20 protein-coding genes are annotated in these 22,874 nt (G+C 48.7%); 10 read left to right on the top strand and 10 right to left on the bottom strand.

Annotation, left to right across the window (positions count from 1 at the left end; genetic code table 11):
• Positions 1-13: 13 nt before the first annotated feature.
• From sdhA to sdhC, 3 genes are read right to left on the bottom strand one after another with little or no spacing between them, the layout of a single operon-like run.
• Entirely contained in the window at positions 14-1,780 is a 1,767-nt protein-coding gene (gene sdhA, locus QL223_RS05690) for a succinate dehydrogenase flavoprotein subunit (protein WP_002539566.1), read from the bottom strand.
• Positions 1,781-2,128 (bottom strand): succinate dehydrogenase, hydrophobic membrane anchor protein, encoded by a 348-nt coding sequence (sdhD, locus tag QL223_RS05685; protein WP_002539568.1) that lies wholly within the window; start codon positions 2,126-2,128, stop codon positions 1,781-1,783.
• The gene (gene sdhC / locus QL223_RS05680; protein WP_002539569.1) at positions 2,122-2,514 is read right to left on the bottom strand and encodes a succinate dehydrogenase cytochrome b556 subunit; all 393 of its coding nucleotides are present in this window, start codon (positions 2,512-2,514) and stop codon (positions 2,122-2,124) included. The genes sdhD and sdhC overlap by 7 nt, the downstream gene beginning before the upstream one ends.
• Positions 2,515-2,919: 405 nt before the next feature.
• On the opposite strand from sdhC, the gene QL223_RS05675 reads away from it, so the two are divergent.
• Complete coding sequence (locus tag QL223_RS05675) at positions 2,920-4,209, top strand: citrate synthase (RefSeq protein WP_002539570.1); 1,290 nt, start codon at positions 2,920-2,922, stop codon at positions 4,207-4,209.
• 61 nt (positions 4,210-4,270) lie between these two features.
• Here the strand turns inward: QL223_RS05675 and QL223_RS05670 are convergent, their stop codons facing one another.
• The gene (locus tag QL223_RS05670; RefSeq protein WP_281544158.1) at positions 4,271-5,029 is read right to left on the bottom strand and encodes a Nif3-like dinuclear metal center hexameric protein; all 759 of its coding nucleotides are present in this window, start codon (positions 5,027-5,029) and stop codon (positions 4,271-4,273) included.
• A 108-nt stretch (positions 5,030-5,137) separates the two neighbouring features.
• On the opposite strand from QL223_RS05670, the gene QL223_RS05665 reads away from it, so the two are divergent.
• A complete protein-coding gene (locus tag QL223_RS05665; protein ID WP_281544157.1) occupies positions 5,138-5,902 on the top strand; it encodes a DUF1853 family protein in 765 nt (254 codons plus the stop codon).
• 78 nt (positions 5,903-5,980) lie between these two features.
• On the opposite strand, the gene pgm is transcribed toward QL223_RS05665, so the two are convergent.
• Entirely contained in the window at positions 5,981-7,627 is a 1,647-nt protein-coding gene (pgm, locus tag QL223_RS05660; RefSeq protein WP_281544156.1) for a phosphoglucomutase (alpha-D-glucose-1,6-bisphosphate-dependent), read from the bottom strand.
• Between the two features lie 152 nt (positions 7,628-7,779).
• The gene (gene seqA, locus QL223_RS05655; RefSeq protein ID WP_165013362.1) at positions 7,780-8,325 is read right to left on the bottom strand and encodes a replication initiation negative regulator SeqA; all 546 of its coding nucleotides are present in this window, start codon (positions 8,323-8,325) and stop codon (positions 7,780-7,782) included.
• 182 nt (positions 8,326-8,507) lie between these two features.
• Here seqA and QL223_RS05650 point away from each other — a divergent pair, with 182 nt between their 5' ends.
• The 3 genes from QL223_RS05650 (at position 8,508) to fldA (ending at position 10,209) form a co-directional block, all read left to right on the top strand.
• Positions 8,508-9,281 carry an alpha/beta fold hydrolase gene (locus tag QL223_RS05650; protein ID WP_281544155.1) on the top strand — a complete coding sequence of 258 codons (774 nt, stop codon included), beginning with the start codon at positions 8,508-8,510 and terminating at the stop codon, positions 9,279-9,281.
• A 60-nt stretch (positions 9,282-9,341) separates the two neighbouring features.
• Complete coding sequence (locus QL223_RS05645) at positions 9,342-9,560, top strand: DUF2788 domain-containing protein (protein WP_002539576.1); 219 nt, start codon at positions 9,342-9,344, stop codon at positions 9,558-9,560.
• Between the two features lie 121 nt (positions 9,561-9,681).
• A complete protein-coding gene (gene fldA, locus QL223_RS05640) occupies positions 9,682-10,209 on the top strand; it encodes a flavodoxin FldA (RefSeq protein ID WP_046305712.1) in 528 nt (175 codons plus the stop codon).
• Positions 10,210-10,266: 57 nt separating this feature from the next.
• Here fldA and QL223_RS05635 read toward each other — a convergent pair whose 3' ends face one another.
• Positions 10,267-10,767: a DUF4442 domain-containing protein gene (locus QL223_RS05635; RefSeq protein WP_281544154.1), complete on the bottom strand. Its 501-nt coding sequence runs from the start codon at positions 10,765-10,767 to the stop codon at positions 10,267-10,269.
• 171 nt (positions 10,768-10,938) lie between these two features.
• Here QL223_RS05635 and fur point away from each other — a divergent pair, with 171 nt between their 5' ends.
• Positions 10,939-11,382, top strand: a complete 444-nt coding sequence (gene fur / locus QL223_RS05630) for a ferric iron uptake transcriptional regulator (RefSeq protein WP_002539579.1) — start codon at positions 10,939-10,941, stop codon at positions 11,380-11,382.
• A gap of 64 nt (positions 11,383-11,446) precedes the next feature.
• On the opposite strand, the gene glnS is transcribed toward fur, so the two are convergent.
• The 3 genes from glnS to nagE form a co-directional block, all read right to left on the bottom strand.
• Positions 11,447-13,114, bottom strand: a complete 1,668-nt coding sequence (gene glnS, locus QL223_RS05625) for a glutamine--tRNA ligase (protein WP_281544153.1) — start codon at positions 13,112-13,114, stop codon at positions 11,447-11,449.
• 203 nt (positions 13,115-13,317) lie between these two features.
• Complete coding sequence (locus QL223_RS05620; RefSeq protein WP_281544152.1) at positions 13,318-15,996, bottom strand: beta-N-acetylhexosaminidase; 2,679 nt, start codon at positions 15,994-15,996, stop codon at positions 13,318-13,320.
• Positions 15,997-16,091: 95 nt separating this feature from the next.
• Positions 16,092-17,582, bottom strand: coding sequence for an N-acetylglucosamine-specific PTS transporter subunit IIBC (gene nagE / locus QL223_RS05615; protein ID WP_281544151.1), 1,491 nt, complete (start codon positions 17,580-17,582; stop codon positions 16,092-16,094).
• A gap of 265 nt (positions 17,583-17,847) precedes the next feature.
• Between nagE and nagB the strand changes: the two genes are divergently transcribed.
• The 4 genes from nagB (at position 17,848) to QL223_RS05595 (ending at position 22,759) form a co-directional block, all read left to right on the top strand.
• Positions 17,848-18,648 (top strand): glucosamine-6-phosphate deaminase, encoded by an 801-nt coding sequence (gene nagB, locus QL223_RS05610; RefSeq protein WP_002539584.1) that lies wholly within the window; start codon positions 17,848-17,850, stop codon positions 18,646-18,648.
• Positions 18,649-18,663: 15 nt separating this feature from the next.
• The gene (gene nagA, locus QL223_RS05605; RefSeq protein WP_281544150.1) at positions 18,664-19,800 is read left to right on the top strand and encodes an N-acetylglucosamine-6-phosphate deacetylase; all 1,137 of its coding nucleotides are present in this window, start codon (positions 18,664-18,666) and stop codon (positions 19,798-19,800) included.
• Positions 19,801-19,807: 7 nt separating this feature from the next.
• Positions 19,808-21,022 (top strand): ROK family protein, encoded by a 1,215-nt coding sequence (locus tag QL223_RS05600; protein ID WP_002539586.1) that lies wholly within the window; start codon positions 19,808-19,810, stop codon positions 21,020-21,022.
• 165 nt (positions 21,023-21,187) lie between these two features.
• Positions 21,188-22,759, top strand: coding sequence for a cation:proton antiporter family protein (locus tag QL223_RS05595; protein WP_281544149.1), 1,572 nt, complete (start codon positions 21,188-21,190; stop codon positions 22,757-22,759).
• The last annotated feature ends 115 nt before the right edge of the window (positions 22,760-22,874 follow it).

Below are 22,874 nucleotides of genomic sequence, written 5' to 3'. Positions count from 1 at the left end.
TCTTCTACCTCCCTTAGTAAGTACGCGCTTTCGGTGGGAAAGCTTCACGATGTACTGGCGTCATGTTCACATCACGCTTTGACATCGCTTCTGTTTCCGGGTTGTAGATGGTGTGGCACAGCCAGTTCTCATCATCACGCTCTTGGAAGTCAAAGCGTGCGTGTGCACCACGGCTCTCAGTACGGTAATTTGCGGCAACTGCTGTAGAGAATGCTGTCTCCATCAGGTTGTCCAGCTCCAGACACTCAACACGCTGAGTGTTAAATTCTGAGGAAGTATCATCCAGGCGCGCTTCTTTCAGACGTTCGCGGATAACTTTGAGCTCTTCCAGACCTTTTGCCATCGCATCGCCTTCGCGGAATACCGAGAAGTTGTTCTGCATACAAGATTGCAGGTCCTTACGGATTTGAACTGGATCTTCACCTTTCTGGGTTGTATTCCAGCGGTTAACACGTGCCAGAGACGCTTCGATGTCTGACTCTGACGCATCACGTGCTTCAACTTGCGCAGCCAGAGTTTCACCCAAGTGAAGACCCGTTGCGCGACCAAATACCACGAGATCAAGCAGCGAGTTACCGCCCAGACGGTTTGCACCGTGAACAGATACGCTAGCGATTTCACCACATGCAAACAGACCTTGTACTTCAACATCATTGCCGTTTGCGTCTTGCTTGATCGCTTGACCAGAAACCTGCGTGGGTACACCGCCCATCATGTAGTGACAGGTAGGGATAACTGGGATTGGCTCTTTGATTGGATCAACGTGAGCGAATGTGCGGGACAGTTCTAGGATACCTGGCAGACGCGCTTCAAGGACATCTTTACCCAAGTGATCCAGCTTAAGTTTAATGTGTGGACCCCATGGACCTTCACAGCCACGGCCTTCACGAATTTCAACCATCATTGAACGTGCAACAACGTCTCGACCCGCAAGGTCTTTCGCGTTTGGTGCATAACGCTCCATGAAGCGCTCGCCATCTTTATTGAGAAGGTAACCACCTTCACCACGACAACCTTCCGTCACAAGTACACCTGCACCTGCAATACCGGTTGGGTGGAACTGCCACATTTCCATGTCTTGCATTGGTACGCCTGCACGCAGTGCCATACCTACGCCGTCACCGGTGTTAATGTGTGCATTCGTCGTTGATTGGTAAATACGGCCCGCACCGCCTGTTGCCAGCACGGTCGCTTTCGCTTTGAAATAGCAAATTTCGCCGCTTTCCATGTCCATCGCAGTTGCACCAACAACTGCGCCGTCCTGGTTTTTCACCAGATCCAACGCGTACCACTCAGAGAAGATGGTGGTCTTGTTCTTGATGTTTTGCTGGTACAAGGTGTGAAGCAGTGCATGGCCAGTACGGTCAGCTGCTGCTGCAGTGCGCGCAGCCTGCTCGCCGCCAAACGCTTTAGACTGTCCACCGAATGGGCGCTGATAAATGCGACCGTTATCGAAACGGGAAAATGGAAGACCCATTTTTTCCAGTTCGATGATTGATTGAGGACCGGTTTTACACATGTACTCGATAGCGTCCTGGTCACCGATGTAATCAGAGCCTTTGACCGTGTCATACATGTGCCATTCCCAATTATCTTCATGGGAATTGCCCAGCGCTACTGTAATACCGCCTTGAGCTGAAACGGTATGAGAACGGGTTGGGAATACTTTTGAAAGCAGTGCACAAGAAAGACCCTGCTCAGAAATTTGCAGTGCCGCGCGCATACCTGCGCCACCCGCACCGATAACAATTGCGTCAAATTCTCTTACTGGAATACTCACTTACACACCCCACAATACAAAAAAGCCAGTCAACAGGTAGACAAACAGCAGCGCGACAACACCAAACTGCATAAACATACGCAGCACAGTCGGCTTAATATAGTCAGTCAATACCTGCCACATACCTATCCAAGCGTGGATAAGTACGCACACCAGCGCCAACATGGTGAAAACTTTGTTGCTTGTTTGTCCCCAGAACTCGATCCAGCTCTGATATGTCAATTCGGGACCAAACGCAAAGAAACCCACCATATATAGGGTGTAAAGCGTCATGATGATGGCAGTCGCACGGAGCAAGATCCAGTCATGAACCCCGTTTCTGCCGAAAGAAGATACGTGTCCTACCATACTAAAATCCCCGCTAAAACAGACAGCACTGCAGTGATGATGAAACCGATTTTCGCGCTCCGCGAACCACCTTCCATCTCTTCAAAATGGCCCATGTCCATCAACAAGTGACGGATACCGCCAACAATGTGATAGGCAAGCGCTGTCAGAATGCCCCACAGGACAAACTTGGCGAAGAAACTGTTTACGATGTCAGAGGCGGCTTCAAAACCACTAGGGGATGATAGGGAGAGGCTTAACAGCCAGAGAAGGATGGCGACCGAGATGAAGGTGATAACACCCGACACACGGTGCGTAATAGACGCGATCGCTGTGATAGGGAAGCGAATGGTCTGGAGGTCGAGGTTTACCGGTCTTGGCTTTCTTACTTTCACGATATGGCCCACTCAGCTCCATTGAGCAAATTATTGTTATTACACTCTCTGGAATCACATCTCGCTATAGCGCCAGACCTACAACATCATTTATTACGTTTTCACGTGCCACTGCTATTAACTGCAGTTCAAGCACTGAAATCCGCATTGAAAATATCGAATTGAGCCCCGAAACGCCCCGGCTTTATGTAATATCCAGAGACCTGCCGCAGAGTATATGCCCCGTAACATTTAAACACAAACCAATAAAATTGACGGAAATCCCGAAACAGAGCATTAACTTAAAGCGTACAGATTTTTGATACTTGCGCACACCCGACAAAGTTCACTTCTGCAAATTGACATCCAATGAGACGATCGGTACAACAACGGGGTCCGTATCCGGGATAGGATTATAAAAAAACAAAGGAGAATGTTATGGCAGATAAGAAAGCTACCCTACAAATTGAAGGGAAAGCACCTATCGAACTGCCGATCAAAGGGGGCACAGTCGGTCCAGAAGTGATCGATGTACGTGCATTGGGTGCGAACGGCTTTTTTACGTTTGACCCAGGTTTCGTTGCAACAGCGTCGTGTGAGTCACAAATTACATATATTGATGGCGCAGCTGGCGTTCTATTGCACCGTGGCTACCCAATTGATCAATTAGCCAATAACGCTGACTATTTGGAAGTTTGTTACATCCTACTATATGGTGAAGCCCCAAGCCCTAAACAATACGAAGAGTTCCGTCGTATCGTAACTCGCCACACCATGGTTCACGAGCAAATTGCGAGTTTCTTCCATGGTTTCCGTCGTGACGCCCACCCAATGGCCGTTATGGTAGGTGTGGTTGGCGCACTGGCTGCGTTCTACCACGACTCTTTGGACATCAACAACGACACGCACCGCGAAATCACTGCGTTCCGTCTTCTGTCGAAGATGCCTACGTTGGCGGCGATGTGTTACAAGTACTCGATCGGACAACCGTTCATCTATCCACGTAACGATCTGGATTACGCTGAAAACTTCCTGCATATGATGTTTGCAACACCAGCAGAAGAGTATGAAGTGAACCCTGTTGTTGCGCGTGCAATGGACAAAATCTTTACCCTTCACGCAGACCACGAGCAAAATGCTTCTACGTCTACTGTTCGTTTGGCTGGTTCTTCCGGTGCAAACCCATTTGCATGTATTGCAGCGGGTATTGCTTCACTGTGGGGCCCTGCTCACGGCGGTGCTAACGAAGCGTGTCTGCGCATGCTGGAAGAAATCGGTTCTGTAGAGAACATTCCAGAGTACATTGAACGTGCTAAGGACAAAGATGATCCATTCCGTCTGATGGGCTTCGGTCACCGCGTTTACAAGAACTACGACCCACGTGCTACCGTAATGAACGAAGCATGCCACGAAGTTCTTGATGAGCTGAAGATCAATGACCCTCTGCTGGATGTAGCAATGGAGCTGGAAAGAATTGCACTTTCTGACCCTTACTTCATCGAGAAGAAACTCTACCCGAACGTAGACTTCTACTCAGGCATCATTCTGAAAGCAATCGGTATCCCAGTGTCGATGTTCACCGTGATTTTCGCGATGTCTCGTACCATCGGCTGGATCGCTCACTGGAATGAAATGCACAGTGACCCGCAAAACCGAATCGGTCGTCCACGTCAGCTTTACACTGGTTACGACAAGCGCGATTTCAAACCTCTGAAAGACCGCGAGTAACAGGCAAAAGCCAAAGAAAAAAACGCCGCTACTAGCGGCGTTTTTTGTTTTGTAAGCGACCTTATACTGGATTGTCGATATCGATAAAGCTCACGTCGAAACCATGCTCGCTCGCCAGCCACTCGCCGAGAGCCTTCACACCATAACGCTCTGTCGCGTGGTGTCCCGCACTGAAATAATGGATACCCAACTCTCTGGCTGAATACGTCGTACGCTCAGAAATTTCACCCGAAACGAAAGCATCCATACCTTTACTTGCTGCCAGATCGATAAAGTCCTGACCACCACCTGTGCACCAACCTACTGTCTTGATCGACTTGGCAACACCGCTTTCAATATGCAGTGGTTCGCGATTTAATTTCATTGCCAGTAATTCGCTAAACTCCTTCGCAGACATTGCACTCGGTAACTCCCCCCAAACAGCAACCGAATTTGGATTGCCATCTTCTAAACCGCCGCGTTGTTGGATACCCAGCAATTTTGCAAGTTGTGCGTTGTTACCCACCTCAGGATGCACATCCAGTGGTAAATGGTAGGCATAGAGGTTAATTCCATTATCAATCAATGCTTTGATACGCTTAAACTTCATGCCTTTGAGTGGCTCAGACTCTCCCCGCCAAAAGTAACCATGGTGAACCAGCAGCGCGTCTGCACCCTGCTCAATCGCGGCATCTATCAGCGCCTGTGAAGCAGTGACGCCGGTGACGATTTTCTTCACCTCAGCCTTCCCTTCTACCTGCATACCATTTGGGCAGTAATCTTTGATCGCGAAAGGCTTTAAAAAGTCGTTGAGGAGCGATTCGAGTTGGTAATTGTTCATGTTCTTCCTGAATCTCAGTGTCTGTTACACATATTCTAACCACCATGGCGATGCAGGTGAACCTCGTTTGCTATATGCTCTCGGTACAGTTATCAAGGAAGGTCATTCATGTTCGCAGACAGTGTTCAAGTTCAAAGGGATATTGCTTGGATTCAGCAGTCAACAGACATTATCGTTCAAGACGCCGCAAGCGTCGTCCCTCCCACATTCTGGTCTTCTATTTCATTCCAGCAATTCCCAGCCTATGAGGGAGGCCAACGGATTGGCTTCTACTACCAGTGGCTGATCAAACAATGTTTGCATCACAATGATACTTACCGACTGGTTGCCGAAGAATTACAGGTAGAGAGAGAGAAACGCACACTTGGTGCTGTGGATTTTGTCGTTGCAAGCCCTAACGGAGAGTTGGAACACTGGGAAGTTGCCATTAAGTTTTATCTGGCGTTTGACGGAGAATGGCGAGGCCCGAACGCAAAAGATACGTTGGCGAAGAAGCACAAAAAGATGGTCAAACAACAGTTGATGCTTACCGATACTAAAGAATACAAAACGCAGTTTTCCCAATACCCGATAGCCAAACGCAGACTGCTCGTTCAAGGCAGACTTTACACCAATCCTTTCTTACCTCTCAGTGATTTGCCTTCGCCTCCAGATGTGCAAGAGCAGAGCGTCAATGGATTTTGGTGTTGGCCCTCCCAATTGCCTATAGATGTAAAGTTTTTCGAGCTAACCAGAGCACAGTGGATGGAAGCCCCTTCTTTGGAAGATCTGCCTGTATATTCGCTGCCAGAAACTGTCACCAGGGCAACACATCTTATTGACGAAAACCGTCACCACTGGTTTGTTGTTCCAGAGAATTGGCCTTCTCTTTGAGTCGCCTTGCCCCTTATTTAGATATAAAAAAACCACCGCTATGCGGTGGTTTTTCAATTTTTACTTCGCTGAGGAGTATTAAAGCCCGGCAGCCTTAAATACATCGCTCACGATGCTTTGTGCTTCTTTCTGGATCAGCGCAAGGTGCTCTTCGCCTTTAAAGCTTTCACAGTAAATTTTGTAAATATCTTCTGTGCCGGATGGACGCGCGGCAAACCAACCAAACTCAGTTGTCACCTTAAGACCACCAATCGCCTGACCATTGCCCGGCGCATGAGTCAGTTTCGCTGTGATCGTGTCACCGGCCAAGGTTTCAGCGGTAACCATTTCCGCAGAAAGTTTGCTTAACACCGCTTTTTGCTCACCGTTTGCAGGAGCTTGCAAACGCGCATAGCTGGAAGCACCAAACTTCGCCGCGAGTTCGTCATAGTACTGCTGTGGGTTCTTACCTGTCACCGCGGTAATCTCCGCCGCCAGAAGGCAAAGCAGAATACCGTCTTTATCCGTCGCCCAAGCTGTGCCGTCCATACGCAGGAAAGATGCTCCTGCACTTTCTTCGCCACCAAAGCCGATGTCACCTGAATACAAGCCATCAACAAACCACTTGAAGCCTACCGGTACTTCACACAATTTTCGGCCAAGGTTAGCCACCACTTTATCGATGATTGCACTGGATACCAGCGTCTTACCTACACCGACTTCTGCGCCCCACTGCGGACGATGCTGGTAAAGGTAATCGATACACACAGCAAGGTAGTGGTTCGGATTCATCAGACCGGCTGGCGTGACAATGCCATGGCGGTCAAAATCAGGGTCGTTACCAAACGCCAGGTCATACTGGTCTTTGTAGGCGAGAAGACCTGCCATCGCTGACGGCGATGAGCAATCCATACGGATCACACCATCTTTATCAAGCGACATAAAGCGGAACGACGGATCCACGTCGTCATTAACCAGAGTGATGTCCAAATCAAAGTGCTCGGCAATCGCTTTCCAGTAATCAATACCCGAACCACCTAATGGATCAACACCGATACGAAGACCCGCTTTTTTGATGGCATCCATATCAACCACAGAAGCTAAATCCTGCACATATGGCATGACCAGATCCGCTTCAACAAACAGATCGCTCGCCACTGCTTCAGCAAAAGTCATACGGCGAACACCCGCCAAGCCTTCAGCAATCAGTGCATTGGCTCGCTGCTCAATAGCCTTAGTGAGATCACCTTCCGCGGGGCCACCGTGTGTTGGATTGTATTTGATGCCACCATCTTGAGGTGGGTTGTGCGAAGGCGTAATCACGATGCCATCCGCTTTATCGTCGTTTTGCTGATTGTGCGTCAGGATCGCGTGAGAGATGCCTGGGGTCGGTGTATACCCACCCTCTTTCTGAGCAATCACACTCACGCCATTTGCCACCAGCACTTCTACAACGGAACAGAACGCTGGCTCTGACAGCGCATGGGTGTCTTTACCCACAAATAGTGGACCGGTTACACCTTTCTCTGCTCGTACTTCTGCTACTGCCTGAGCAATAGCTAAAATGTGGTGCTGGTTAAAAGTTACTTTGTCCGCGCAACCGCGGTGACCAGAGGTACCGAACTCTACGTTGTGGGCGGGATTCGCTGCATCTGGTGTCAATTGGAAATAGTTCGACACCAGCATCGGAATATTATGGAGGTCTTGTTGCTGGGCTCGCTGTCCAGCGCGTTCATGGCTAGCCATTACTCGCATCCTTACAAAAAATTCTGACGTTACCTGTTGAGAGGCAGCATAACCACCGCACTAAACGCCCAACAGGTCTAGATATAGTGAGAGGCCCGTCAGTGACAAGGCCTCTTCATCGTTATGTTCTTCTTACACCAAACGTTGCGCGATTAGATCTCGCCTACCACTTTTTCAGTGATGTCGTTGGAGAAATTCATTTTGGTCATCAACTGCTCAACCATCTGGCGCTTGCGGCCTGTGTTGGTATTGGTGATCACCCAAAATGGCGTTTCCGGAATGTGTTTCGGCTTGGTCGTTTTACCGCTCTCGAGCAAAGTCTGCTCGTTATCCGCGAAGTAAACACGCGTGCGTCCTTTCAGCGCCGTTGCTTCGGCAAACGCTTGGTTATCAATACGGTACAAAGTGGAAAGCACCAGCATAAAACGACCGATGGCTTTTTCTTGCGCCGCGAATTCATCTGAGATCAACAGGGAGCGCATTTCTTTTACACGATCAACGGTGTCACTTTTGCCCGCATCTTTACTGACCACAATACCCTTTTTCTCTGGGGTCGGTGTCAACGTTGCAACGGGTTGTTGCTCCACCTGCGGTGCCATCAGCAGTCTGCGCAGAATGTCCGATGCACTTTCACCAATGTGCTGGGTCTGGCTGGCAATGTACCGGTATAGCTCTTCATCAACCTCAATTGTCTTCATCGTTTGATCATCGTGTCCTGTTTACAATTCAACGCTGCGATTATACAGAGTTAGGGGTACCCGAGCCACCTCAAGATGCTGGTTTCAGTGAGAATAACTCTCTTCGTGATCGATGTAAGGTTTTGAGTCATCATGAGGATCGTTATACTAGGCTCAACAACGAACTTTACGGGAAACACGCAGTGCAACTGAACTTTAAGATCCAGGGCGAAGGCAAGCCTCTACTGTTGATCCATGGCTTATTTGGCAGTTTGGACAACCTCGGCGGATTAGCAAAAGTATTGGCTAAACATTATCAGGTCTATCAAATTGATTTACCCAATCATGGCCAGTCTCCGCGCTCTGAAAGCGTTGACTATGTATCCCAAGCCACCGCAGTGAAAGAATTTCTTGATCAGCAGAAGCTAGAGAAAGTCACTGTTGTCGGTCACTCCATGGGTGGCAAAGTCGCCATGATGCTTGCGCAGCTACACCCGGATTATCTGGAAGATTTGGTCGTGATGGACATTGCGCCCGTTGAGTACAAAGTCCGTCGCCATGATTCAGTGTTGGCTGGCTTGAATGCGAGTATGGCGCAGCCCATTCTGAGCCGAAAAGAAGCAGAAGCAACACTTGCTGAACATATTGTTGAGCCCGGCGTTCGTCAGTTTCTCTTGAAATCTCTTGCTAAAAAGGAAGACGGCACTTTTGATTGGCGTTTTAACGTTTCCACACTTGAAGCTCGTTATGCCGACATTACTGGCTGGCAAGAACACGCGATCTTCGAGGGTGATACCTTGTTTTTGAAAGGTGCGAACTCGGACTATATTTCCGCCGAACATCGCGAAGATATTGAGCGTCAGTTCCCCCGAGCCAAGGCACACGTCATTGCCAACACCGGGCATTGGTTGCACGCAGAAAAACCGGACACCGTAGCGCGTGTGATCACTCGCTTTTTAACAAACTCAGAGCGTTAACAGACCAGTCTTACTTGTGCTATAGTGCGCGGCGAAAATGGGTTCCGAACGGAGGCGGGAATGCTATACGAGCACTTCGAATTGCTCGAGAAGATAGGTCTTGATCTGCTGTTTGCAGGTATCTTCTTTTTCATTGGCATGGCAATCAAGGATGTGCTCAATGAAGGAAAAGTCCCACCTTTTGGCCGCAGAATTGTGTGGCTGGTACTTTTCCTTGGGTGCGCAGGCTTTATCACCAAAGGCGTGATCCAGCTTTTCTGGGAAGGCGTAGGCATTTAAGCCTGCCATTATGGCACCTTACAAAGATTACAACGGCAAGAAGGCGAAGCCTTCTTCTACACTTTAGATTCTGGGCTGTGTATATTACGGCTCGATTAACAATAAATAGGTATTCTCTATTATGGCGAGCGTAGGTCTCTTCTTTGGTAGCGATACAGGTAACACTGAAGCTATCGCCAAGATGATTCAAAAACAACTGGGCAAGCACATGGTCCACGTTCAGGACATTGCAAAGAGCAGCAAAGAAGACATCAATAACTTCGATCTGCTTCTGCTTGGCATCCCAACCTGGTACTACGGCGAAGCGCAATGCGACTGGGACGATTTCTTCCCAGAGCTTGAGCAGATCGATTTCTCTACCAAACTAGTTGCTATCTTTGGCTGTGGTGATCAGGAAGACTACGCAGAATACTTCTGTGACGCGATGGGTACCATCCGTGACATCGTAGAAACCAAAGGCGGCACCATTATTGGTCACTGGCCGACAGAAGGTTACGAGTTCGAAGCATCAAAAGCACTGGTTGATGACAACAACTTTGTCGGCTTATGTGTTGATGAAGACCGCCAACCGGAACTGACTTCTGCCCGCGTAGAAAAATGGGTTAACCAAGTCTACGAGGAAATGTGTCTGGCTGAGCTGGAAGGCTAAGCAAGCACCCAACAAAAAACGCGCCTTGAGCGCGTTTTTTGTATCTGTCTTAGGGTTTTAAGCTAACTTTTCTTCACGATACTTTGGTTTTTTCCGAACATACAGCACGCGGCGTACCCGACTCACTACTTCCCCATTCGCATCTTGCACATTTACGATGAACTCCGGAAATACCTTATCTCCGTTAGCCGTTGCTTGCTGAATAGACGCAATGGTTTCCTCGGAAATGACAAACTCAGCGAACAGATCCGTCGAGCCCGGTTTGATGAAGTTAATATCAGCTTCTTTGTCCCAGACGAAGTATTTTTCTCCCAGGATCCCCATCAACATGAGGGCATAAGTAGGATCAGTCATAGAGAAAATACTGCCACCGTATTGGGTTCGATTGGCGTTTTTGTTCCACCAGCGGAGTTTCAAACGAATCTTAACGTGGCGGAAATCTTCGCTAATATTCAGGATCTTAATACCCGCACCCCAGAATGGAGGCCAACAGTTCAAGGCGAATTTCACAATGCCGGGTTTGTAGTATTTGTACACAGGAATTCCTTTTCTGGTCATACCAGTCAATACTGCCAGTTTTGCAATGCGACAACAAGCCGCAAAACCAACCAATTAGGTCAGATATTTGCCCCTTTGCACTGGCGACGTCTTATCACATTTGTTACGCTAACCATCAATTTTCCCGTTCTCTCACACAGGGAAAAAAGCAATTACGTAGGAAAGAACCGGATGTCAGATAATAACAAGGCACTAAAAGACGCAGGACTGAAAGTAACGCTGCCTCGATTGAAGATCTTAGAAGTACTGCAAGAGCCGGACTGCCAGCACATCAGCGCTGAAGATCTCTACAAAAAGCTTATCGATATCGGCGAAGAAATTGGACTTGCTACCGTGTATCGCGTGCTTAACCAGTTTGACGATGCCGGAATTGTTACCCGTCACCACTTTGAAGGTGGCAAATCGGTTTTTGAACTGGCGACACAACACCACCACGATCACTTAGTCTGTCTGGACTGTGGCCGCGTTATCGAATTTACTGATGATGTTATCGAGCAGCGCCAGAAAGATATCGCAAATCAGTTCAACATCAGGCTGACAAACCACAGTCTGTATCTTTATGGCCACTGTACGAAAGATGGCTGTAAAGACGACCCGAGCATTCACGACGTTTAACATCGTCGATAAACGGGCAAAAAAAACCGGAGCTAAGCTCCGGTTTTTTTGTTTTTAAGGCTCTTTAGTCGCCAATTTTCGCCCATGTATCGCGAAGACCGACCGTGCGGTTGAATACCAGTGCACCTTCTTTACTGTCTTTACGATCTGCGCAGAAGTAACCCATACGCTCGAACTGGTAGCCTTGCTCAGCTTCTGCTGCTTTCAGACTTGGCTCCACGTAACCACGAACCACGGTGAGTGACTCAGGGTTAATGGTCGCTGCAAAGTCATCAGCTGCGCCAGGGTTCGGCACAGTGAACAGGCGATCATACAAGCGGATTTCCGCTTCAACACCTGCATCTGCAGATACCCAGTGGATAACACCTTTTACTTTGCGGCCATCTGCAGGATCTTTACCCAGTGTCTCTGGATCATAGGTGCAGTAAACCGTGGTGATCTTGCCATCAGCATCTTTGTCACAGCGTTCAGCTTTCACGACGTATGCGTTACGAAGACGCACTTCTTTACCCAGCACCAGACGCTTGTACTTCTTGTTCGCTTCTTCGCGGAAGTCTTCAGCTTCAATCCAGATTTCGCGGCTGAATGGGATTTCACGCTCGCCCATTTCTGGTTTGTTCGGGTGATTAGCTGCATTCAGCGTTTCGATTTCACCCTCTGCGTAGTTCTCAATAACCAGTTTGATTGGATCAAGCACGGCCATCGCGCGAGGTGCGTTTTCGTTCAGATCATCACGCACGCAAGACTCCAGTGAGCTCATCTCAATGGTATTGTCTTGTTTAGTGACACCAATACGCTTGCAGAACTCACGAATTGATGCAGGCGTGTAACCGCGACGACGCAGGCCAGAAATGGTCGGCATGCGTGGGTCATCCCAACCATTAACCAGGTTTTCACTGACTAGTTGGCTAAGCTTGCGCTTTGACATCACAGTGTATTCCAGATTCAGACGGCTGAACTCATACTGACGTGGCTGACACTCAATAGTGATGTTCTCAAGAACCCAGTCGTACAGACGGCGGTTATCCTGGAACTCCAGCGTACACAATGAGTGCGTAATACCTTCAATCGCATCCGAAATACAGTGTGTAAAATCGTACATTGGGTAAATGCACCACTTATCACCGGTCTGGTGATGATGAGCAAAACGCACGCGGTACAGAACAGGATCACGCATCACCATAAACGGCGAAGCCATATCAATTTTCGCACGCAGACAAGCTTTACCTTCAGCAAACTCGCCATTCTTCATTTTGTCGAACAACGCCAAGTTTTCTTCTACAGTGCGATCGCGGTAAGGGCTATGTTTACCCGCTTCCTTCAGCGTGCCACGATATTCACGGATCTCATCAGGGCTCAGTTCTTCAACATAAGCCAAACCTTTTTCGATCAGCTCTACCGCATATCCGTGGAGACGGTCGAAGTAGTCAGACGAATAACAAACTTCACCGTCCCATTGGAAGCCCAGCCAATTAACATCGCTTTTGATAGATTCAACAAATTCGATGTCTTCTTTCACTGGGTTGGTGTCGTCAAAACGCAGGTTGCACTGCCCCTGGTAATCTTGCGCGATACCAAAGTTCAGACAGATCGACTTCGCGTGACCGATATGCAAATAGCCATTTGGCTCTGGCGGGAAACGCGTGTGAACGGTGTTGTGTACACCACCTGCCAAATCTTTATCGATGATTTGACGGATAAAGTTAGTTGGACGAGCCTCAGACTCACTCATCAAAAATACCTCGTTGGAAGATCCAGATCTTATACCCAGGCGAACTTGAGATGCTGTCGTTCAGCGCCTTGGTTGAATAGACTTTAAATAACGCCCAATAATCCCCGATCGTGGCTATTTACTCAACCACTACTGAACGCTCTCACGCCATTTGAACAAAAAAAAGCCCGCGAAGCGCGGGCTTTGATGCTTTAAGGGGGAAATTACAGAGAAACCGCACGACCTTCGCGTTGTTTATCTGCACTCAATGCACGCACTTCTACGTTAGCATTGTTGTCAAGAGCTACCGGAGCGACGTAGTCCATCCAAGATTGACCACCATCTACAGAGTATTGCATTGGCAGACCCGGCATGCTGATGTTCATGTGCAGTTTGCCGTCTTGCATGATGGCGCCTGGAACAGGAATACGGTAGTTGATACCTGACGCATCCAGTTTCGCCATTTCGCGCTGACCCATCACATTGGCGAAGCGTGTCCAGTCTTCCAGTTGCGCATCTTTATTAACGTGAGAAGTCTCTTGGTTGAATTGCTTACCCACTTGGTAATCCAATTCCCAGTCTGCTTTGTGCCATGCACGCTCAGCGGCGGCAATCACACGAGGGAATACCATGTATTCGTATTGCTCATCAGTACGAACGGTTTCACTCCAAAGTTGTGCAGATAGACCGTGGAAGCCTTCGTTGTGTTCAACGGTACCTTTACCATTGAATCCATTGCCATCGCGATCCACAGACGTTTCTGCGTTCTGAGGCAGGTTCTCTGGCGCAAACCCAAACATCTTGCGAGTGTCAGTTGCACGGGTTGCCCAGTAGTAACCACGTTCTTTCGGGTCTACTTCGTATGGCATATCCATGTACACGTAGTCCGGGTTAGAGACGATCAGGTCGTAACCTTTCGCAGCCCAGTCGTATGCAGATGCATCACCGCCCCAGTAAAGCACATCCCAGAAGTTCACACGGGTGTTTTCGGTTTTGAACGCTGAAGCATCTTTTGAATACTTCAGGCCGTCTTGCCATGCCTGGAAGTTCTCAATGCCTTGCTCAGCAACTGCGCCACTTACTTTCTCCGCAAAGAAGCTTGGTAGGTGACCAAAATCAGACACTACACCTTCTTCGATCAACTTCTGGCACATTGGAGACTTAGCGAATGGCTTGTCTTGCTGGCTCAGGTCAATATTGCCTTTCCACGCCACCTGATCAGTTGCGTTGTTATCTTGGAAGCCTGCGTTCAGTTTGATGTTCTTCGCTTCGTCACCACCGAAATGCCAAGTATTCAGCGGCATACCAACAGCGTCATGCATCGCTTTTACTTCAGTGATCACTTTGTTCACGAAGTTCATGGACGAGTCCATACATGGGTTGATGAAGCTGCGCTTATCGTAGAACTGAACCGTGGTTACGTTAGACGTATCTAGCGGATCCATCAGACGGAATTCTTCTGCTTTCGCCAGATCACCCTGCTCTGCATATTTCTGGTAACGCGCTTCCATAGAAACCACGGCCGCACGTGAGTGCGCAGGCATGTCGATTTCTGGGATCACTTCAATACCGCGTGCTTTCGCATGACGCAGAATTTCCATGTAATCCGCTTTCGAGAAGTAGCCAGAACCAAAGTTGTCAGTGCTTGGGCCTGAACCCAACTGTGGCAGAAGACATGAGGTTTCGCTCAGGTCGTGGCAGCGGTTTGCGCCTACGTCAGTCAGCTCAGGGAGGCCCGGAATTTCCAAACGCCAGCCTTCATCATCCGTCAGGTGAAGGTGTAGCTTGTTCAGCTTGTATGCCGCCATTTGATCGATAGTGCGCAACATCGCTTCCTTCGAGTGGAAGTTACGCGCAACATCTACCATCACACCGCGGTATTCAAAGCGAGGTGCATCTTCAATCGCTACCCAAGGCAGCATCTCGTCGTCACCGTTGTCCATCAGCGCCAGCATAGATTGCAGACCGTAGAATGCACCCACACTGTCGAAGCCCAGCACTTCAACACCACCCGCATTCACTGCCAGTTTGTATGCGCCTGATACCGCTTCTTTGCCTTCGAACGCTTTCGCATCAACATTGATGTTCAGCGCGATGTCACCCTCAACATTCACGCCCAGAAGCTCAGCGCGCTTTTCGAATGCCGCCAGTTGGTCAGCGTCCAATGCGTTGTTGGTTACTGCGAAACCTGAGGCAATGTGCAGCGCGCCGCGCATTTGCTTGGTTTTCAGAGGTGTTGGAATGATAGAGGCTTCAATTGCACCTTCTGCCAGTGCAGCGACATCGCTGTTGTTCGCGTAACGCGAAGCTGCAGTCGCCAGCACGTTGTTATCTTCCGGCGTGCGCTTCCAGTTCTTGCCTTCGATCTCTGCCACGTAAGCATCGACGTTTTCTGTGTTCAGCGAAGCAATCGCTTTAGGAATAGCATTACCTGCTGTCACGTATGCACGAGGCATAAAGTCAGTTTCAAACAGCGTCCAGTACTCTTGAATTAGAGGGATCTCAATGGTTTCGCCAGCAGCAAAGCCATCAAAAGATGCCGTTGGAGTCATCACATAAAGGTCACCGGTGATGTGTTCAATCGCGAAGTCTTTGTTTTCAACATCCAGAATGACACGAATGCTGTGCAAGTATATTTTCCAGTCGTTGCCGGAAACCGCTTCACCGTCGTTAACCACAGTCATCAGAATCTTGTTACAAGACGCCCACTCAGCGCCCATATCCTGACATGCCATGCCTTCCTGTGCACCGTGGTTTGTCTCCACGTCGTAGCTGATATTCAGCTGAGAAGCCAGTGCATCAACCTTTCCTTGTTGCGCTGCGTCTGACAGCAGAGAACTGCAACCAGCCAGACCTGAAGCAATCGCAACAGACAAGATACCCATCTTAAATGTTTTGTTCATTGTTCATTTTCCCTACGAATAGCCTTAAAAAAGGCCCAAAAAAAGCCGACCCCGTTAGAGGCCGGCTATGTTGACTGTTTAGTCAGTATTTTTTATTAAGGCAGTTTTACGTCAGACAGGTCTTCAGTAGTGCCGACTTTTTTCATTTCGCCAGCAACGATTTCTGCCAGTGGGCCCAGAATAACCTGAAGGTTGTTGGTACCCAGTTTAACAACACCCATCGCACCCAGTGCTTTCAGTGTTTTCTCGTCGATTTGGCTGCCGTCTTTAACAGTCAGGCGCAGACGAGTAATACATGCATCGATGTTAGTCAGGTTGTCGTGACCACCCAGTGCTTTCAGGTATTGACGAGCCAGAACACCAGTTTCTGCTGAACCTTGAACGTCTGAAGAAGTTTCGTCGTCTTCCTCACGACCTGGAGTTGCCAGGTTGAACTTCAGGATAGCTGCACGGAATACGGTGTAGTAAATAACCGAGAACACCAGACCTTGAGCAATCAGCATGTACCAGTTAACCGCCAGTGGGTTACGGGTAGACAGAACCATATCCACCAGACCTGCAGAGAAGCCGAAGCCTGCAATCCACTGCATAGATGCTGCGATGTATACAGAGATACCAGTCAGCAGTGCGTGTAGTACGTACAGACCAGGTGCCAGGAACATGAATGAGAATTCCAGAGGCTCAGTTACACCGGTGAAGAAAGATGCGAAAGCAGCAGCCAGCATGATAGATGCAACTTTCTCTTTGTTTTCTGGCTTCGCGCAGTGGTAGATAGCCAGTGCTGCGCCAGGCAGACCGAACATCATGATTGGGAAGAAGCCCGCTTGGTACATACCAGTCACACCAGCAACACCAGTACCTTCAGCGATAGACTTAGCACCGCCCAGGAAGTTAGGGATGTCGTTAATGCCAGCAACGTCGAACCAGAATACTGAGTTCAGAGCGTGGTGCAGACCAACAGGGATCAGAAGACGGTTGAAGAACGCGTATACACCCGCACCCAGCTCGCCCATACCTTGAATGCCTTCACCGAAGCTTACCAGACCGCCGTATACGGTTGGCCATACGTACATCAGGATGAACGCGATGAAAATACCAGCAAAAGAGGTCAGGATAGGTACAAGACGCTTACCAGAGAAGAATGCCAGTGCTTTGTGCAGTTCAACGTGTGAGAAACGGTTGTACAGCTCAGCAGATACGATACCAACCAAGATACCTACGAACTGGTTGTTGATCTTACCGAATGCTGCAGGCACTGCGCTTGGGTCAATACCCTGAATTTGCGCAACCGCACCTGGAGACAGCAGCGTGGTCACAACAAGGAAACCAACGAAGCCTGACAGTGCAGCTGCACCATCTTTATCTTTAGACATACCGTACGCAACACCAACCGCGAACAGTACAGACATGTTATCGATGATTGCGGCGCCCGCTTTGATCAAGAATGCTGCCAGTGCGCTGTTCGCACCCCAGCCATTCGGGTCAATCCAGTAACCAACACCCATCAGAATTGCAGCAGCAGGAAGCGTGGCGACTGGCACCATCAGCGCTTTACCTACTTTTTGGAAATAACCGAGAATATTCACCTTTGTTCCCCCTATAGTGGTTCTTTCTCAGATGTGTAATGACAACATGGGACTTTTTTTACTATCCAATGTGAGTCAGGAGGAGTTTATTCCATTAATTTCGCCCCGCAAATTAAAACGGATGCAATTGTGATTATCGTCACTCAAAACACTACTAGATCGGGTTTTTTGCTAGCACGCTCATAAAACTTATTTTATGATGAAAACTAAGATACAAATCCACTATCATGTATAGTCAGAATTTGAATTAACTGAGAGGTGTCCCGTGAGACTTATCCCGCTACAAACAGCACATGAAGTAGGCCTTTGGTCAGCACGTCATATCGTTGATACGATTAACAAATTTGCCCCAACCGAAGATCGTCCGTTTGTTCTTGGCCTGCCAACTGGTGGCACCCCTCTGAACACTTATAAGCAACTGATTAATCTTCATAAGCAGGGCGAAGTAAGCTTCAAACACGTGGTGACTTTCAACATGGACGAGTACTGCGGCATCCCTGCAGACCATCCAGAGTCATACCGCAGCTTCATGTACAACAACTTCTTCAACCACATTGATATTCAAGAAGAAAACATCAACTTGCTGAACGGTAACGCTGAAGATCACTACGCTGAGTGCAAGCGCTACGAAGATAAGATCAAATCTTACGGCAAAATTAATCTGTTTATGGGTGGCGTTGGTAACGACGGTCACATCGCATTTAACGAGCCTGCGTCTTCTTTGTCTTCACGCACCCGTATCAAGACACTGACTGAAGACACGCGCATTGCAAACTCACGCTTCTTCGATAACGATATCAACCAGGTACCTAAGCACGCGCTGACGATCGGTGTTGGTACGCTGCTAGACGCTGAAGAAGTAATGATTCTGATCACCGGTCACAATAAGTCACTGGCACTGCAAGCAGCTGTTGAAGGTTCAGTAAACCACCTGTGGACTGTATCTGCGCTGCAACTGCATCCTAAAGCGCTGATGGTATGTGATGAGCCATCAACTGCTGAGCTGAAAGTGAAGACGGTTAAGTACTTCCAAGAGCTGGAAGCAGAAAACATCAAAAACCTGTAAGGGAAGGAAGTATTCATGTACGCACTGACAAACTGCCGAATTTTCACCGGTAGCGAAGTGCTGGATAGTCATGCCGTTGTCGTTGATGGCGGCTTGATCCAGAACATCTGCCCAGAAAACGACTTGCCAGAGGGCATTGAGACCCGTTCATTGGACGGCGCATTCCTGACTCCTGGTTTCATCGACCTGCAACTGAACGGTTGTGGCGGTGTAATGTTCAACGATGAAGTGACTGCGGACACCATCCGCACGATGCACTTGGCAAACCTCAAGTCTGGCTGCACCAGCTTCCTGCCTACCCTGATCACATCTTCTGACGAAGATATGAAGGCATCTGTCAGTGCGATTCGTGATTACCAAGAGCAGTACGCTAACCAAGCGCTTGGCCTTCACCTGGAAGGTCCTTACCTGAACGTTGCTAAAAAAGGCATTCACAGCGTGGATTACATCCGCCGTTCTGATGATGCCATGATTGACTTCATCGCGGCTAACGCCGACGTGGTAACGAAAGTCACGCTGGCACCTGAGCTAACTCCTTCTGAACACATCGAAAAGCTGGCAAAAGCTGGCATCGTGGTATCAGCAGGTCATACCAACGCTAGCTACGTTGAAGCACGCGAAGGTTTCAAAGCAGGTATTACGTTCGCGACTCACCTTTTCAACGCAATGACCCCAATCGCTGGTCGTGAGCCAGGAATGGTTGGCGCAATCTACGACACACCAGAGGTTTACACCGGTGTTATCGCAGACGGTTTCCACGTTGACTATGCAAACATCCGCATTGCACACAAACTCAAGGGTGAAAAACTTGTTCTGGTTACCGACGCAGCAGCGCCTGCAGGAGCAGACATGGATCACTTTATTTTTGTTGGCAAGAAAGTATATTACCGAGATGGTAAGTGTGTTGATGAAAATGGCACGCTTGGCGGTTCGGCATTGACCATGATTGAAGCAGTACAGAACTCTGTCGAACATGTAGGCATCGCTTTGGATGAAGCGGTACGCATGGCAACCTTGTATCCTGCACGTGCAATCGGCATGGATGACAAGCTTGGCGCTATCAAACAAGGATATGTGGCCAACCTGACCGTGTTCGACCGTGAATTCAATGTCAAAGCGACTGTGGTTAACGGCGAATACACATTGAATTAGGAAACTTATGACAGGCGGACAAATTGGTAACGTAGACCTGGTTAAACAGCTAAACGGTGCCGCCGTTTATCGACTCATCGACCAACAAGGGCCGATTTCTCGAATCCAAATTGCTGATGTAAGCAGCCTTGCACCAGCCAGTGTTACCAAAATCACCCGCCAGTTACTGGAGCGCGGCTTAATCAAAGAAGTCGCGCAACAGGCTTCCACCGGTGGCCGACGAGCCATATCGCTGACCACCGAATGTGCACCTTTTCACTCTTTGGCCGTCCGCCTTGGACGTGATCGCATCGAACTGACCTTGTTCGACCTCGCTGGTAATCCGCTGGCAGAGCATGACGAACCATTCCACTACCCTAATCAGGACACACTGATTGAGGGGCTGATCTATAAGCTTCATACCTTCCTTGCATCAAACCAAGACGTCGTCAGAGAGCTGATTGCAGTGGCCATTTCCTTGCCAGGACTTGTCGATGCTGAAGCGGGTATCGTTGAATACATGCCACATATTACGATTGATAAACTACCGCTGAGTGACTTAATTCGTGATGAGTTTGGCGTACAATGTTTCATTGGAAATGACACACGTGGTCAGGCATTAGCAGAACATTATTTCGGGGTGAGTAAAAATTACTACGATACCCTGCTGGTAAGTGTTCATAACGGCGCAGGTGCCGGTATTATCGTTAACGGTCAGGTGTTTCTGGGCTATAACCGTAACGTAGGTGAGATTGGCCACATCCAAATTGATCCACTCGGCAAGAAATGCCAGTGCGGCAACTTTGGCTGTTTGGAAACCGTTGCTTCCAACCCTGCGATCATTGAGCATGCTCAACAATTGTTGGCCCAAGGCCACGACAGCATGCTACAAGGCAAGAAAGATTTGAACGTATCAGACATCTGCCGTGCTGCTGTGGCGGGCGATGAGCTGGCACGTCAGGTTCTGGTGAAAGTGGGTAACCATCTTGGCAAAGCCATCGCCATGACCATCAACCTGTTTAACCCTCAGCAGGTGGTTATCTCTGGCGAAATCACGGAAGCAAAGAGCGTTGTTTTCCCCGCGATTCAACGTTGTATTGAAAACCAATCTTTGCGTACCTTCCATCAGAACCTCCCTATCGTTGCGGCAGGGCTCTCTTCAACGCCAACACTCGGCGCATTCGCTCTGGTTAAGCGTGCTATGTTGAACGGAGCGTTGCTTCAAAAACTGCTGGAAGACTAAAAACAAAACTGATGCTGAATTAAGCGCATAGTTTGCAAAATGTTACAAAGGCAATGCTGGTGACCAGCGTTGCCTTTGTTTTATCATTGCAACCAACTTTTCAGAGTTGATACTCAGCATTTCCGTTTTCAGCTCTCACCTTCTTTCTAGGACGTTTACAGGTTTATGGATTTAGTCATTATTGCTGTCGCATTCATCAGCGGCTTTCTTATGCTCCGCTGTCAGATGCCACCTCTTGTTGGCTTTCTAATCGCTGGCTTTGCCCTGCATGCAGCGGGTTACACCAGTACGCCTTTGATTCAAACCCTGGCAGATCTTGGTGTCACCCTATTGCTGTTTACGATCGGCTTGAAGCTCGATGTCAAATCCCTACTGAACAAAGAAATCTGGCTCGGTGCAACGCTCCATAACATGGCAACCACTGCCCTCTTTACTCTGTGCTTGGTGGCGTTGAAAGCTATTGGCATGTCGACCTTCGCCAGTCTGAATCTCAATGATCTCGCTCTGATTGCTTTCGCACTTTCCTTTTCCAGCACCGTTTTTGCCATCAAAGCCCTCCAAGAAAAAGGTGAGATGAACGCAACCTACGGCACACTAGCTATTGGTATCCTCATCATGCAGGATATTTTTGCAGTGATTTTCCTAACCATCGCTTCAGGCAAAGTGCCGGGTGTTGAAGCGCTGTTGTTGTTTGCTTTACCTCTCGCCCGCCCATTGCTGTTTAAACTGCTCGACAGGGCTGGGCATGGCGAAGTGCTGGTGCTTTACGCCGTGTTCCTTGCGTTGGTCGCCGGCGCTGGCTTATTCGATGCAGTTGGTATGAAGCCAGACCTAGGGGCCCTAATTCTGGGGATGTTAATGGCAGGCCACGCCCGCGCGTCGGAAATGGCAAAATCCTTATTCAACCTAAAAGAACTCTTTTTAGTTTGTTTTTTCCTAAATATTGGCCTGTCAGAACAACCGACACTTCAAGGCTTTTTCATCGCAGTAATACTTCTCTTCCTTCTGCCGCTTAAAGGCCTTTTGTATTACTTTATCTTCAGCGGGTTTAAATTCCGCGTACGGACATCGCTCTTCGCTACCCTGACTTTGTTTAACTACAGTGAGTTTGGTTTGATCGTTGGCGGTATCGCCTACCAGATGGGCATCATGCCTGGCAGCGTATTAGTGGCGATTGCCATTGCTGTTTCTTTATCTTTCGTTTTGGCTGCGCCTCTAAACACCTTCAGCCATAGAATTTATGCCTACGCGTCTGACAAGCTTCACGACCCCAACCCGAATAAGCTACACCACAACGACCAACTTATCAGCTTGGGTAACGCTCGAGTCGTTATCCTTGGAATGGGACGTATCGGCACTGGTGCCTACGACGAACTGTCGGATGATTACCCACAAGCCGTGCTCGGTATCGAAGCACGTGAGGATTCCGTTGAGCGCCACCGCAGTGAAGGGCGCGACGTCATTCTCGGAGATGCAACGGACCCAGACTTCTGGTCTCGGGTAACTTCTTCAAAGCAAATTGAACTAATCTTGTTGGCAATGCCAAACAGTCATGCCAATACCATCGCAATGGAGCAAATCAACCAGCTCAACTATAAAGGCAGAGTGGCGGCTATAGCACGTTATGCTGATGAACTGGAACAGCTCAAAGCGCTTGGTGTTAATGAGGCCTATAACATTTACCGAGAAGCAGGCTCTGGCTTCGCCCGACATGTAAAAGAGCATATGCCACACTAGGTTTACTTTCTGCCTCCTAACCTTTTTAAAGCGCCATTTCACACTTGAAATTGGCGCTTTTTTAATCATCACCTAATCATCATTCACCTAAATGCCGTATTTAATAAATTATTTC

The sequence above is a fragment of the Grimontia sp. SpTr1 genome (assembly GCF_947387585.1).
In the GTDB taxonomy this organism is placed as follows: domain Bacteria; phylum Pseudomonadota; class Gammaproteobacteria; order Enterobacterales; family Vibrionaceae; genus Enterovibrio; species Enterovibrio indicus.
Note: the sequence above shows the minus strand (reverse complement) of the source record. Positions and strands in the feature narration are given on the sequence as shown.

Bases quoted from the DNA above. Each gene is read 5' to 3' on its own strand.
- QL223_RS05645 (WP_002539576.1), top strand. From the start codon at position 9,342: ATGCTATACGAGCACTTCGAATTGCTCGAGAAGATAGGTCTTGATCTG.
- fur (WP_002539579.1), top strand. From the start codon at position 10,939: ATGTCAGATAATAACAAGGCACTAAAAGACGCAGGACTGAAAGTAACG.
- nagA (WP_281544150.1), top strand. From the start codon at position 18,664: ATGTACGCACTGACAAACTGCCGAATTTTCACCGGTAGCGAAGTGCTG.
- sdhD (WP_002539568.1), bottom strand. From the start codon at position 2,128: ATGGTAGGACACGTATCTTCTTTCGGCAGAAACGGGGTTCATGACTGG.
- fldA (WP_046305712.1), top strand. From the start codon at position 9,682: ATGGCGAGCGTAGGTCTCTTCTTTGGTAGCGATACAGGTAACACTGAA.
- QL223_RS05675 (WP_002539570.1), top strand. From the start codon at position 2,920: ATGGCAGATAAGAAAGCTACCCTACAAATTGAAGGGAAAGCACCTATC.
- QL223_RS05665 (WP_281544157.1), top strand. From the start codon at position 5,138: ATGTTCGCAGACAGTGTTCAAGTTCAAAGGGATATTGCTTGGATTCAG.
- QL223_RS05600 (WP_002539586.1), top strand. From the start codon at position 19,808: ATGACAGGCGGACAAATTGGTAACGTAGACCTGGTTAAACAGCTAAAC.
- seqA (WP_165013362.1), bottom strand. From the start codon at position 8,325: ATGAAGACAATTGAGGTTGATGAAGAGCTATACCGGTACATTGCCAGC.
- pgm (WP_281544156.1), bottom strand. From the start codon at position 7,627: ATGGCTAGCCATGAACGCGCTGGACAGCGAGCCCAGCAACAAGACCTC.
- QL223_RS05635 (WP_281544154.1), bottom strand. From the start codon at position 10,767: ATGACCAGAAAAGGAATTCCTGTGTACAAATACTACAAACCCGGCATT.
- QL223_RS05670 (WP_281544158.1), bottom strand. From the start codon at position 5,029: ATGAACAATTACCAACTCGAATCGCTCCTCAACGACTTTTTAAAGCCT.
- QL223_RS05620 (WP_281544152.1), bottom strand. From the start codon at position 15,996: ATGAACAAAACATTTAAGATGGGTATCTTGTCTGTTGCGATTGCTTCA.
- QL223_RS05595 (WP_281544149.1), top strand. From the start codon at position 21,188: ATGGATTTAGTCATTATTGCTGTCGCATTCATCAGCGGCTTTCTTATG.
- glnS (WP_281544153.1), bottom strand. From the start codon at position 13,114: ATGAGTGAGTCTGAGGCTCGTCCAACTAACTTTATCCGTCAAATCATC.